The organism is Raoultibacter phocaeensis (genome assembly GCF_901411515.1).
Taxonomy (GTDB): Bacteria; Actinomycetota; Coriobacteriia; order Coriobacteriales; family Eggerthellaceae; genus Raoultibacter; species Raoultibacter phocaeensis.
Genome location: NZ_CABDUX010000001.1, coordinates 770921 through 783462, shown reverse-complemented (window position 1 = coordinate 783462; position 12542 = coordinate 770921). Strand labels below are relative to the sequence as shown.

Below are 12542 nucleotides of genomic sequence, written 5' to 3'. Positions count from 1 at the left end.
GCGATGGCGCTTGGATTCTATTTCGATTCATCTCGTTGCACGGGGTGTCGTGTATGCCAGATAGCCTGCAAAGATCGCCTTGGCCTCGAATCAGCCGGCCCGCTTCCTCGTCGGGTGGCAACGTTTGAGGTTGGAGTCTACCCTGAAGTTTCAGTATTCAGTAACTCCATTGGCTGCAACCATTGCGAGATGCCGACGTGCGTCGCAAATTGCCCGACAGGCGCTATGTACAAAGATGCGAGCGGGATTGTGCTCCATGACGACGATGTATGCATTGGTTGCAAAACGTGCATCTCATCGTGTCCATACGATGCCCCTCAGTTTGCTGAAGAAAAGGAGCTCATCATCAAATGCGATAGCTGCAAAGCGTTGCGCGACGCGGGGATGAACCCTGTATGTGTCGATGCCTGCATGTCGCGTGCGCTCGACTTCGGTGACATGGATGAGCTGAGGTCGAAGTACGGTAGCGACCTTGTTAGCGAAATACCCTGTATCGGGGGTGCCGATGTTACAGTTCCCAATCTGCTTATCAAGGCGTCGACAGCTGCGGTAAGGGATGATTGTCAGGAGATTCTGCTATGAGCAGACAGTCGGATTCGTCCATCGTGCATGCTGAAATTCAACACGAGCTGCTTTCGCTCGAAGCACTGTTGTTGAGTCGATGCTACTTGTATGAACTGTTTCACAAATCGCTTGGAGGCGAACCGAGTGCGCAGTTACTGAGCATACTTGCTTCGCAAGCGAGCGTCGATGTGGTAGACGAATACGCCTATGCAGACGAGACGATGGCAAAGCTCAAGACGTTTCTGCGCATGATGGAAGCGAAGATTGATGACGAGAGGTATTTCGAAAACATTGCGTCGGAGTATGCCAGGTTGTTCGAAGGTCCGGCTGATCTTCCTGCGTATCCCTGGGAAGCTCCGTACATCAGCCACGAGGCGACGGTGTTTCAAAAGAGCACCCTTGCAGTTCGCGATGAATATAGAGCCTGTAACCTGCAGGTCAAGCGCTTTCGGCGTGTTCCTGACGACCATATTGCCATCATGTGCGCTTTCATGGCGCATAGGGCACAAGCGGCGCTCGATGCGTTTCGCGAGGGCAGACTAAACGTTGTACGTGAACAATTGGTTGGCCAGTACCGGTTTGTGCGTGATCACATGAATACGTGGCTACCAGAGTATGCGGAACTTGCGTCTTCGTCCGGGTCTGCGCACTTGTATCCCCAGCTTGTAAAAGGGCTTGAGGCTTTTACATGGCTAGACGAAGCTTTTGCTGTCGAAATGCTTGCATGGCTTGAGGATTCGGTCGAAGAGAATTTGATCGGCGCAGTTGGCTCTTCGGGCCAGAAGCCCCCTTCGTTCGAAATGGTTGAAAAGGCACTCGTGCAACTGCGTAATTTGGAGCTTTCGGGCCTTGAAGATAACGAGCTTATTGCTGTTGCCTAAAAAGATGCAATAAAAGGAATAAGGGGGTCGAGCGATCGGCCCCCAAAACCTATTAGCAAACCCTTACAGCTTTCACTCTGAGTTTCACGACGCATGCTTTCTTCGGAACACGTCTGCTCCTTCTTTTTCCCTGCAACACCAATCCGCTCGACGCTTCAGGTTGTAGGTAGGGGATTTCGAGGACGCTTATGGAAGTTCCGCTCCCGTTTACCGCCCGCCTCATTCCCGATTCTTTTCGTTGCCGTGAATCTCATGTGAACGCCGCAACTTGCTCTATAATGGGCTTGTTACATCAGCCTTGCGCAGTGAGTTGGAGGTACCATGCTAAAAGCAATGATCGTTGACGACGAAGCGCCTGCGCGGTCAGAACTCAAGTACCTGCTCGATGAACTCGGACAGACCGAAGTGGTCGCCGAGGCTGCCAGCGTGCGCGAGGCCATCGAGAAGCTCAAAGAGTATCCGTGCGACGTCATGTTCCTCGATGTGAACATGCCCGAGGCCACAGGATTGCAGTTGGCCGAAGCGCTTCAACACCTGAAGTTTCCACCTGCCGTCGTATTCGTGACGGCATACAGCGAATTCGCGCTCGATGCGTTCAAGGTGAGCGCGATCGACTATCTTGTCAAGCCGGTTGAAACCGAGCGGCTTTCCCAGGCCATCGCGCGCGTGCGCGAGCACGTATCGCTTCACCTGAAGGCACAGCGCTCCGAGCGCATTCCGGTGGAGAAGGGCGGCAAGAAGATCCTCATCGGCATCGACAAGATCCGCTTCGTCATGGCCCGCGACGACTACGCGTATCTGCAAACCGATACCGACCGCTATTTCTCTACGGTAAGCTTGGCGCAGCTTGAAAAGCGTCTCGACGGCCACGGATTCTTCCGTGTGCACCGCGGCTACCTCGTAAACCTTTCGCTCGTCGAAGAGATCGAATCGGTTTCGGGCGGCACGCTGCTGTTAACGCTCGACGGCACCGACGAGAAGATCCCCGTTTCGCGCCGCCGCGTATCCGCGCTGAAGAAGGCGCTGGGGTTGTAGGTTCGCGGTTGCGAGCATCCAAGCTTATACGCATAAGAGCGACAGTTTTTGAACGCTCTGATAGAGTTCGCCCGACTACAATTTGTGGCAGCACGTACGTAAAGCCACGATTGCGCCTAGGCGCATAGGCGGCATTGTGATACTATAGAACAAATGTTTGCGTTTTGTTCTTAATGAAGGCTTACTTTGGGAAAAGCGGCTTGGGCCAATTGTTTTGTTGCGGCATGAAGGAGGTGTCTTCATGGTTGATGACTACATTGCGTGCGATTCTTTCGTATCGCCTTACGATGAACTGATAGCACACGAGTGCTTATACGCATACGATGGCGCTACGCTCAAAAAAATCGCTTCCGAGACCGTTCTTTCCGGGGCCTTGCCCACTGAAGCGTTCCGCAATCGCAGGGGGCTTTTGCCCGATGAAGACCTTATCGATGCAGTAAAGAATGTTGTCGATAAGAAGCTCGGTAGCTTTTCGATAGTTGTGAACAGCACTTTCGCATGGCCGAAAAAACTTGCTGATTCCGATCGGCCGACTCCTCTTTTATACTACCAAGGCGATCTCGGGCTTATCGAATCGGCAAGTGTGTCGGTTGTCGGATCCCGCAAAGCAACTGAAATCGGTCACAGCAGGGCACGTCGTATTGCTAAAGAGCTGAGTTCGGCGGGAATTACCGTTGTTACCGGACTTGCTCGGGGTATTGATACCGATGCAGCTCATGCGGCAATTGAAGCAGGCGGGCGCGTCATCGGCGTTATCGGAACGCCGATCGACGAAGTATATCCGAAAGAAAACGCAGAACTTCAAAATCGTGTTGCGAAGGATCACCTTCTCCTTAGCCAGGTACCCTTTTACCGCTATGCAGAAGAGCCTTTCAACGCTCACCGAATTCATTTTCCTGAACGTAACGAGCTTATGGCGGCTGTTTCGGATGCAACGGTGATCGTGGAAGCTTCCGACACCTCAGGTACCCTTTCGCAAGCGCGTGCGTGTGTGCAGCAAGGACGTCCACTGTTCCTTATGCGATCACTCTTGGACAATACAGAAATCACATGGCCTCAAAAGTATATTGAGAAAGACAACGTGTACATTCTCAAGGACACAAGCCAGCTTTTAGATGTAATCAGGGCACGCCATGGCTGAAGGCGGCTCCCCGCGTTGGTGGAAAATCGACCGCATAGAGATAGCGAACTATCCTTATCTCTGCACGGACGATCTCTGTTACTACTATCTTGAGCGCTCGCATGGCACATGGAAAGAGAGCGAAGCAAACCGCATTGTAAGCAATTTCCAACGCAGTGTAACGAAATACCATGATCGTGCTGACGTCCTTTGTTACAAGGACAACGCAATTCGGTTTTTTGCCGAGAGGATCGCTAATCTTATCGCAAAGAAAAAACGCGCTTGTCCGCTTGTCATCGTGCCAATGGTGACTTCGAAGCCGAAAAGTCATTGCTGGTACGATGATCGTCTGGTGCGCACAGCCCAGACTGTTGCGAGTCTTCGACCAGGTGAAGTTGCTGTATGCGACATCCTCGATGTCGTAACGGAGACCTCCAAGGCAAAACTTGGCGGATCACGAAACCCCGAAGAAATTGAGCGCAATCTCGATGTGGGGGTTCCTGATTGCCCTGAAGCCGAGGTAGTCTTTCTCATAGACGATGTTATCACGACGGGAGGGCATTTCGCTGCATGTCGAAATGCCATTCGGCCGCTGTTCCCCAAGGCAAAGATTGTTGGGGTATTTCTCGCTCGGCAAAAGTCTGGTTACGAGTACTCCGTGGTGGAGTTTCCCTACGAATAACTGCTCGAATTGGAGACGGGTCTCGTCGTTAGCCGCTCGTCTCTTTCAAACTCGGCGGCTTACGCTTGCGTGCGAACGTGAGAAACGCCGCCGCTGCCACAAGCGGCAGCACGGCAAAGCAAAGGTACATTCCCGCGTACCCCGCCACGGTTGCGAGTGCTCCTGCAACGAGCGAGCCTGCGCCGATGCCGCAATCGAATCCGACAAGAAACGTCGCGTTTGCGGCACCGCGATGCTCGGGTGCCGCATCGGCAACCGCCATCGTTTGCAGTGTCGAGTGGCACGCTGCGAATCCGAGCCCGTACAGCAGCGCTGTGAATATAAACAGGGGTAGGGAGTCGGCTTGCGACAGCAGCACAAGTGCAGCGGCGACAAGGAGGGCACCTGGTAGCAGCACGATCGCATAGCCTTTGCGATCGACGAACCGCCCGAGAAAAGGCCGCGAAAGCGCTACGGCGACGGCGTATGCGGTGAAGAACAAGCCGACGTTCTCGACGCCTTGCGCTGCTGCATGAACGGCGAGGAACGTGACCAGCGAGCCGTAACAGGCTGCAAGGAAGAACATGATGGCGGCTGGCAAAATTGATGCACGATTAAGCATGCTTTCAAGACGAAGCGTCGCCTTCTTCTCGATGGGGCGGTAGCGAAGCAGGCACGCGAACACGAACGCAACGGCGAGTGCTCCAACGGAAATCGCCACAACGGGTACGATGCCGCCGACGTTGAAGCTCTCGAGCGCCACGCCGGGCGCGATGGCAAACGCGAGGCTTGCCGAAAGTGCGAATAGCCCCATGCCCTCGCCAAACCGCTTCGGCGGGATGATGTCGCTTGCGACCGTTGAGCTTGACGTGCTCGTGATGCCCCACGCGAGTCCGTGCACGAAACGCATAGCCAAAATGATGCCGATAACGGGAATGAAGGCGAATGTTGCCGAAGCAAGGCCCATGAACGCGATGCCGGCAAGGAATATCCCCTTGCGACCGAATCGATCGAGGATGATGCCGCAAAACGGTCTGACGAGCAGCGCCGAGATGGTGGTAATTGCGGTAACCCAGCCGAGCACGACATCGTCGGCTCCGAGCTCTTGCAGGTAAACGGGAAGCACGAACGGCAATGCCTGCCAGCTGCAGAAAATGAGGAAGTTGACTGCGGCGATCAAGACGAAGTCTTTCGTCCAGAGCGTTTGTGCCTTTCCCGTGCCCGTCACGGCGTTCCTTCCTGCGCTGCGTATCGAGATGCGATTGATTATAGTGCCTGCTTATGTCTTTCCACGCGCCGTTTTCAAGGATCCCACCCACGATGCCATTTTGTGAAGCGCGGTCACAATCCGACAGGCTTGTTCTCGGCGGACCCAGATCCGCTTGCAGGCTGTCGGTATGGTGGCAAGGGCAAAAGGGTATATAACCCACGGACCCTTTCCGGCATCCGAAGAGACACGGCGCTGGTGCGCAGCATGGCTCTGGGCGCCTCTTCTCTCTCGCTGCCCGGCTTTCGAGCGCGTGCGCCTGCGCTTTATCAGACTCCGAGGAATGTTCCTGAAAGAGCCAATTGCGGCACAAAATCCGAGATTTGACAATTAGAGAATATCATGCATTTTAGTTTCAGATCACCAAGCATTATAATGCCTGATCATCTTTTGCGAGCATCGGATGCAGTATGCGTAAGGTAATACTGTTTTGTCAAACCTCCAATTTTGTGCCGCAATTCCAGATTCCGGGAACATGAAAGTCCTCCGTCGACGAGCGAGTTGGCGTATCCGCTCAAAAGCTCCAGCCCTGTTGCGGCAGCCTCTCGTGAAACGGTTCTTGCAACCTGCGTATCTCCGCGCCCGACCTCGTGCTAGGCCTTGTCGGTTCTCGACATGCGCTAAAAAGCCGGAACCTGCGAGATGCAGGCTCCGGCTTACTGGTCGGTAGTATCGTGTCAAACGCTCCTTGGCGAGACGCTGACTTCGTGAACCCTAGTACGCGGTAAACGATTCCTTGGGTGCCAGGCAGATGGGGCACGCGGTGAAGTTCTCGCCCTTATGAATGTAGCCGCAGATGGGGCAGAGGTAGTACGTATCGTCGGACGGGGTGTCGATGGTGTTGTACGCATCGAGGTACCGCTCGGCATGATAGGCCTCAGCAAGCTTCGCGCGGGTGAACACCTGCACGGCTTTCTGGTTGTCTTCCTCCTGGGCCTTCTTGATAAACGAGGGGTACATGTCGGACGTCTCGTAGATCTCGCCGTTCGCACCGGAGATGAGGTTCACGCCCGACCCGTGCGGCTCGATGGTAGGGGGCTCGGGCTTCTCGGTAGCGGGATCGATCTCCTTAGCGAGGTTGTACTCGAGCTCGATGTGGATCTTCTCGGCATCGGCCGTGCAGCGGAACAGGCGCGCGATCTGATCGAAGCCTTCTTTATCGGCGGCCTCCGCATAGGCGGTGTACTTCGCGGTGGCACCCGTTTCGCCCTCGATGGCAGCAAGCAGGTTCTCGTAGGTGGTGCCGACGGTGGTGATGCTGTCGGGCATCGCTTCGAAGTTGCTCGCCGTATCGGCGCTCGGTGCTTTGGTTGGCGTAAGCACATCGGCTGCGGGGGCTTGGGTTTGAGGCTCGGCGTCGGCCTTCGGCTCTTCGGCGGCGGGTTTTGCCTCCGATGCGCATGCAGCAAGAATGCCTGCGGTGGAAAGCGTCGCTGCTCCAAGCGCTGCGCCTTTTACGAACAATCGTCTTGATACGTCTGCCATGTAGTGCTCCTCCCTTTGGCGGATATCCGCCTCGTCTCGCCAAGGCCTCCTCTTGCTCTGGCGTCGTGCGGCTTAAATAGTATCAAATACTAAATAGAAAGTAAACCTAATAAAGAAGATTTTGCAACGGGCTTTGAGAACTCGGGGTTTTGAAAGGCTTCTTGAAAAAGGCAAAGCCCGAACCGTACGAGGGTTCGGGCTTTGCGATCATGATGGTGCAAAGGTTAGGCGATAGCTAAAACATCCTCTTCGGTGATCGGTTTCGAAGCTTCGAGCTTTCCGCCCGTTGCCGCTTGAATGCCGCAAATGCGCCCGGTCATAACGCAGTGGCCGGCAGACATGCCGCCTTGGTACATCGACCAGTCGGGTGAGCCGCAGAGCTGCCCTGCGCTGAACCCGGTCACCCAGAGGTTGGGGATGACGGCACCCTCCTTTGAAAGCGCTTGGTAGTTCTCGTTTACCGTTACGCCCGCGCAGAGGGCGGAGACGCGCACATGCTTATGGATGCCCCAGAACGGCGCTTTCTCGATCTTCTTAAGATACTTCTGAGCTTTGCCGAAATCGGTATCGAAACCGGCGTCGCATAGCTCGTTGTAGCGCTCGACCGACTTTTTGAGCGCGTCGGCGGGGATGTTGAGCTTTTCGGCGAGCTCGTCAAGCGTGTCGCAGCGATAGGTGTCGATGAGCCCCTCGATAACGTTTGCGCCGCTTTCTGCCGAGCGGTCCATCTCGACATCGGGCATGTAGGGTTCCATCTTCTCTTTCTCGGTGGGCTTGCCGCCCCATTCGGTTACCGTCTCGAAGTAATCGTCATCGAATATCTGCGAGTACCAACCCGGTTTCGGTTGGTTGCGCAGAACGCAGTTGATCTCTTCGAATACGCAGTCTTCGTTCATGAAGCGCTCGCCGTTTTCGTTGACGTAAAGAAACGGTTCGTTGAACATCGGGCCCGAATCGAAGTCGTGCATCATATGCGAATGTCCGACGGGAACGAAGCCTGCTCCGATCGCCATGCTCATGAGAATGCCATCGCCCGTTTTGTTGACTTGCTTGCGGTCGAATTCCTTCACGTCGGGGCAATACCGCTCAACGAGGCTCTGGTTGTTCTGGTAATCGCCGGTTGAGAGGATTACACCCTTGGTGGCGTTAAACTTGATGTAGTTGCTGCCCGATTTGCCCACAACGCCCGTGACCGCACCCGAATCGTCGACGATCAGCTGCACGCCGGGGGTCGAGTAGAATATCTCGACGCCCTGTTCGGCAGCGTAATCGGCGAGGTGTTCGACCATGGTTCCGTTGTTGTAGGGCTTCGGTCCGAACATGATGCTGCGGCGCGAGCAAACACTTCCGTCGTCGTACGTGGTAACCGCGGTGGGGCGAACGTTATAGGGCGGGAATCCAGCTGCTGCGCTGCGTACCTGCAGCCAGCGAATCGCTTCCCCCGAATACTTGCAGTAGGTTTCGGCGAGCCCGCGGTCGGCGCGCCAGCGGCAGTCCTCCAGATACCCCTGCAGGTAGTTTGCCACACCTTGCTCGTCGCTTTCGTCGAGCAGGACGCCCGAACACGTTCCGCCTTGCGCGATGGCTTTCGACTCCTTCTGCAAAAGCGCGACGCTCGCGCCTTCCTCGAGTGCGGAAAGCGCTGCGGGAACACCGCCTGTGCCGGCTCCGACAACCACGACGTCGAAGGTTTTCTCCTCAGAGAATTCGGTAATGGGTGCGATTTCTACTGCTGATGCTTCAAAATCCTGAGCAATCAATCCGTCAGGATATTGAGCTGCTTCCCCCGCTTCCGTACCGTTTGCTGCGTTGCTTTCGCCGGGCGCGCAAGCAACCATGCTTGCCCCTGCGGCAGCGGCTCCCGCCACCAAAGCGCCTTTGAGAAAATCACGTCGATTGAGTTCCATGAAACTTCCCTCCTCGTGCAATGCCTGTCATGATGTGGGAGTCCGGCCATCGGTGCCATTCGCGCATTGAAGGTCCGAACCCGCTTTCAAAGCTATCAAGCGCTGCAGATTTTTTCCTACCACAAACGGTATGAAGTTGATTGCACCGTTCGAAACGGACGGGGTTTTCTGGTATATATGACGGTGGGAGGAAAGATGATCAAACGCTTTTTCGCCACGACTCCGCGCGTTGGGCTCGCCATAGCCGGGTTCGCTTGCGCACTGCTCGTCCTCGAAATACAGCGGATGCCGGCGGTTCACCCGGTTACCTTCTCCATGTTCGCGCCAATGCCGTACTTCATCGAAGTGGCGGTCATCCTCGTTCTCGCCGTGCTGTACGGGAAAAAGAGAACGCTGCGCCTGTCGTCATCTCGAATAGTTCGCACGGTAGTGGCGCTAGGAGCCCTCGTATGCACGCTTCTTGTCGTTTCAAACGGTGCTTTGCCCGGCGAAGCAGCTGTTCTGGTTGCGCAGTCGCTCTACCGGATATGCAGCGCGTGCCTTCTCATCTTCTGGGGAGAGCGGTTTGTCGAACTAGGCGCTCGGCGGGCCGCCTTCGTGTTCGCCTTCGCGTGCCTTTCGTCGGGTGCGATAACGCTTGTCCTCTCGGTTCTCGACAAGTCTCTCTCGTATCTCGCCGTATGCGCTCTGCCGATCGTTGCGGGAGCATGCTTCGTTCTTTACGAACCGAAGACAACGCAGAGCGACGATGAGGCGCACCGAAGCGTCGATTCCGAACTCTCGCAGTATCTGCCGAGATTTTCGAGTGAAAGCAAGAAGCAAGTTTTTGTTGCCTTCGGCCTGATAGCCCTCCCGCTCCTGTGCCGCGGACCCTTTGTCTCGATCCAATCGGCTTGGATGCCGTTTCAGGGCGATTATCTCGTCTCGTTTCTCATTCAGCTGAGCATCGGGTGCGGGGTGATCGTCGCTGGAATCGTAGCGCTGCTCGTCGTGCTTCGTGTGTGGAACCGCAACTTCGTGCTCGTGTTCGAGCTGTTCGTTCTACCGATCACGTTTCTTGCGTTCTACGCGTCGCAAGCATCGGCCGATCTGTGGTTCATCTACCTTCTCATTGTCGATGCTACGTACAAGGTTACACTGTTTTATCTGTTCGCGACGCCGTTTCTGTTTTCAGAGACGAGAAACCCGCTCCTTCCTCTCTTGCTTTCCTTCGCCTTGATGATCTTTTCGCGGGCGGCATTCTCGGCGCTGTATGCAGTGCTGCCGCCGGCGGTGTTCGCGGCGATCGCCTCGGTGATCGTCCTCGTGACGTTTATCGGGGGAGGCGTGCTTGCGTTTCTCGTGATTCAGAAAAATACGGCAACAAGCCGGTTTGATTCGGATGGCGCAAAAGCCGATCGGGAAGACGTGAGCGATTCGTGCGCCGTCCTCGCCAAACGGTTCGGATTGACGGCGCGCGAGGAAGAGATACTCGGGTTGCTCGCTCAGAAATACCATGCTCCGTACATCGCAAAGAAGCTGGTGGTAAGCCAGTCGACGGTAAAAACCCACATGAGGAATCTCTATGCGAAACTCGATGTGCATTCGCAAGCGGAATTGTATCTGCTCCTCGACCGTGTTGGGGGAGAAGTTGAAGTTCTCGATGCGGGGAAGCCGGCATCGTAAGGTGGGCAAAATGACAGAGCGATATCGCTTTTCGCCTACCTGCCTCCGATCGAATAAAATACCACGTCAGAACTAGGAAAATGCCCCTCGTTTCGGAGGATATGCGGAGATGACCCTTAACCTGAGCACGTCTGATAGAATAGGGGGACTTTCGCAGAAAGAAGGCCTTATGTTAATCGGTGAAGTTGAGAAGCTCTACCCCTCTGCAAAGACGCTGGTGAAGGAAAAGGTTGCCAGCAGGGTTCTTGCAAAGGATGCGAGCCTCTACGAGTTTTCTGATGAAGCGCGCGAAAGCGCTGCTGACTATATGGGCTGGACCGATTTGGCCAGCAACCCCCCGTATCCCCTCGACGAGATTCAGCAATTCGCCGATGACGCCATCGCACGCGGGCTCAAAACCGTCGTGCTCATCGGGCAGGGCGGCTCCACGCAGGCCCCCATGACCATTACCAAATACAACAAGGTCGATTCGAGCGTCGTATCCTTCAAGACGCTTGACTCCGATTCGCCGGTGCGCGTGCGGGGTATTCTCGCCGAGGCCAAGCCCGAAACCACCCTGTTCATCATCTCCTCGAAAAGCGGCGGCACGATAGAGCCGCGTCTTGCTTTGCGCGCCGTGCGCAGCGAGCTTTCCGAATGCATCAGCGACGAGGAATTCGTCAAGCGCCTCGTGGCTATCACCGATCCAGGTTCCGAACTTGAGAAACAGGCGAAAGAGGAAGGCTGGCTTGCGGTGTTTCCGGGCGAGCCGACCGTAGGCGGGCGCTTCTCGGCGCTTTCGGTGTTCGGCCTTTTGCCGGCGGCGCTTGTGGGCATCGATCTGCATACGCTCATGGATCATGCCGTCGAGGCCGAGCGCCGCTGCAGCGAAGATGCCATCGACAACCCCGCGGTGGGTCTTGCGGCGTTTCTCTACGATAACTACCTGCAAGGACGCAACAAATTCTCGTTTCTCACTCCAAAGCGCGGGCGGGTGCTGGGCCTGTGGATCGAGCAGCTCGTTGCCGAAAGCCTCGGCAAGGGCGGCCAAGGCATCCTGCCCAACATCGAACTCGATGCGCTTCTGCTCAACAAAGATACCGGCGATCGCACGGCCATCGTCTACCAGACCAAAACCGATCTGTGGGACGAGCGCAAGAACTTCGAGATGAGCCTTGCGTACCTCGACCCCGCTATTCCGCGCCTCAACTTCAAGATCGATAACGCGGCCGAACTTGCCGAGCATTTTGTCATGTGGGAATACGCCATCGCCATGTGCGGCTACCTTATGCGCGTGTGCCCGTTCGACCAGCCCGACGTAGCGTCGGCGAAGCAGGCCGTACTCGGCATCCTCGCCGACGGACAGCCCGACCCCGATTTCATCGAGGACTACATTGGCGAGGTCCATACGGGCGAAGTCGAGGTTACGGTCGCGCCGATGTTTTCGGATGCGAGCGACCTGCGCGGTGCAGTGCGGGCGTTGCTTTCGAGCATCCGGCCGGGCGATTACTTCGCCATCAACGCGTTTCTCCCGTTCACGGGCGAAGGGCGCCGCGAAGCGCTCGAGACCATCCGCCACAGCGTGGGCGTTACCTGCCGCGTCGTGTCGTGCCTCGAAGTGGGTCCGCGTTACCTTCATTCCACAGGCCAGCTCCAAAAAGGCGGCCCGAACGACGGCGTGTTCCTCATCCTGTCGTCGGACGAACTGAAAGACATCCCGCTCGAACAAGAGGCCGAGAGTCTTGGCGCGCTTGCAAAGGCTCAGGCTGCAGGCGATCTCATGACGCTCGCCGATCGCGGAAGGCGTTGCATCCACATCCACCTGCCCGACCATTCGGGCGTGACGCTGCGCGCGCTTTCCGAGTTGGTGGTCGAAGTGCTCGAAGAGCTCGAGCAGCAGTACGAGCGCGAGCACCCGAAAGCGGCCGAATAGGCGGGTGCAGCCGCTTTGCATAAGACGGCTGGTCGCTCGGCTTTC

General features: G+C 56.1%; 10 protein-coding genes. 7 read left to right on the top strand and 3 right to left on the bottom strand.

The genetic code is table 11. The annotated features are described in order from the left end of the window. The first annotated feature begins 3 nt into the window (after window positions 1-3). From FJE54_RS03170 to FJE54_RS03150, 5 genes are all read left to right on the top strand, one after another. Window positions 4-582 carry a 4Fe-4S dicluster domain-containing protein gene (locus FJE54_RS03170; RefSeq protein ID WP_139651302.1) on the top strand — a complete coding sequence of 193 codons (579 nt, stop codon included), beginning with the start codon at window positions 4-6 and terminating at the stop codon, window positions 580-582. Next, entirely contained in the window at window positions 579-1445 is an 867-nt protein-coding gene (locus tag FJE54_RS03165; protein WP_139651301.1) for a TorD/DmsD family molecular chaperone, read from the top strand. Before FJE54_RS03170 ends, FJE54_RS03165 begins: the two co-directional genes overlap by 4 nt. A 321-nt stretch (window positions 1446-1766) precedes the next feature. Then, the gene (locus tag FJE54_RS03160) at window positions 1767-2480 is read left to right on the top strand and encodes a LytR/AlgR family response regulator transcription factor (RefSeq protein ID WP_139651300.1); all 714 of its coding nucleotides are present in this window, start codon (window positions 1767-1769) and stop codon (window positions 2478-2480) included. 241 nt (window positions 2481-2721) lie between these two features. After that, the gene (locus FJE54_RS03155) at window positions 2722-3621 is read left to right on the top strand and encodes a DNA-processing protein DprA (protein WP_139651299.1); all 900 of its coding nucleotides are present in this window, start codon (window positions 2722-2724) and stop codon (window positions 3619-3621) included. Further along, a complete protein-coding gene (locus FJE54_RS03150) occupies window positions 3614-4282 on the top strand; it encodes a type I phosphoribosyltransferase (RefSeq protein ID WP_139651298.1) in 669 nt (222 codons plus the stop codon). The genes FJE54_RS03155 and FJE54_RS03150 overlap by 8 nt, the downstream gene beginning before the upstream one ends. Before the next feature lie 28 nt (window positions 4283-4310). Here FJE54_RS03150 and FJE54_RS03145 read toward each other — a convergent pair whose 3' ends face one another. From FJE54_RS03145 to FJE54_RS03135, 3 genes are all read right to left on the bottom strand, one after another. After that, the gene (locus tag FJE54_RS03145) at window positions 4311-5489 is read right to left on the bottom strand and encodes an MFS transporter (RefSeq protein ID WP_180326526.1); all 1179 of its coding nucleotides are present in this window, start codon (window positions 5487-5489) and stop codon (window positions 4311-4313) included. Window positions 5490-6242: 753 nt separating this feature from the next. After that, complete coding sequence (gene ngr / locus FJE54_RS03140) at window positions 6243-7013, bottom strand: nigerythrin (RefSeq protein WP_139651296.1); 771 nt, start codon at window positions 7011-7013, stop codon at window positions 6243-6245. A 224-nt stretch (window positions 7014-7237) separates the two neighbouring features. Beyond that, on the bottom strand, window positions 7238-8920 hold the full coding sequence (locus tag FJE54_RS03135) for an FAD-binding protein (protein WP_139651295.1): 1683 nt from the start codon (window positions 8918-8920) through the stop codon (window positions 7238-7240). 195 nt (window positions 8921-9115) lie between these two features. Here FJE54_RS03135 and FJE54_RS03130 point away from each other — a divergent pair, with 195 nt between their 5' ends. Together FJE54_RS03130 and FJE54_RS03125 are read left to right on the top strand one after the other, a co-directional pair. After that, window positions 9116-10585 (top strand): helix-turn-helix transcriptional regulator, encoded by a 1470-nt coding sequence (locus FJE54_RS03130; RefSeq protein ID WP_139651294.1) that lies wholly within the window; start codon window positions 9116-9118, stop codon window positions 10583-10585. A 169-nt stretch (window positions 10586-10754) separates the two neighbouring features. Continuing rightward, a complete protein-coding gene (locus FJE54_RS03125) occupies window positions 10755-12497 on the top strand; it encodes a phosphoglucose isomerase-related protein (protein ID WP_139651293.1) in 1743 nt (580 codons plus the stop codon). Window positions 12498-12542 lie beyond the last annotated feature (45 nt).

Excerpts from the sequence above, each read along its gene's own strand:
- FJE54_RS03170 (WP_139651302.1), top strand. The coding sequence starts at position 4 with ATGGCGCTTGGATTCTATTTCGATTCATCTCGTTGCACGGGGTGTCGT.
- FJE54_RS03165 (WP_139651301.1), top strand. The coding sequence starts at position 579 with ATGAGCAGACAGTCGGATTCGTCCATCGTGCATGCTGAAATTCAACAC.
- FJE54_RS03160 (WP_139651300.1), top strand. The coding sequence starts at position 1,767 with ATGCTAAAAGCAATGATCGTTGACGACGAAGCGCCTGCGCGGTCAGAA.
- FJE54_RS03155 (WP_139651299.1), top strand. The coding sequence starts at position 2,722 with ATGGTTGATGACTACATTGCGTGCGATTCTTTCGTATCGCCTTACGAT.
- FJE54_RS03150 (WP_139651298.1), top strand. The coding sequence starts at position 3,614 with ATGGCTGAAGGCGGCTCCCCGCGTTGGTGGAAAATCGACCGCATAGAG.
- ngr (WP_139651296.1), bottom strand. The coding sequence starts at position 7,013 with ATGGCAGACGTATCAAGACGATTGTTCGTAAAAGGCGCAGCGCTTGGA.
- FJE54_RS03135 (WP_139651295.1), bottom strand. The coding sequence starts at position 8,920 with ATGGAACTCAATCGACGTGATTTTCTCAAAGGCGCTTTGGTGGCGGGA.
- FJE54_RS03130 (WP_139651294.1), top strand. The coding sequence starts at position 9,116 with ATGATCAAACGCTTTTTCGCCACGACTCCGCGCGTTGGGCTCGCCATA.
- FJE54_RS03125 (WP_139651293.1), top strand. The coding sequence starts at position 10,755 with ATGTTAATCGGTGAAGTTGAGAAGCTCTACCCCTCTGCAAAGACGCTG.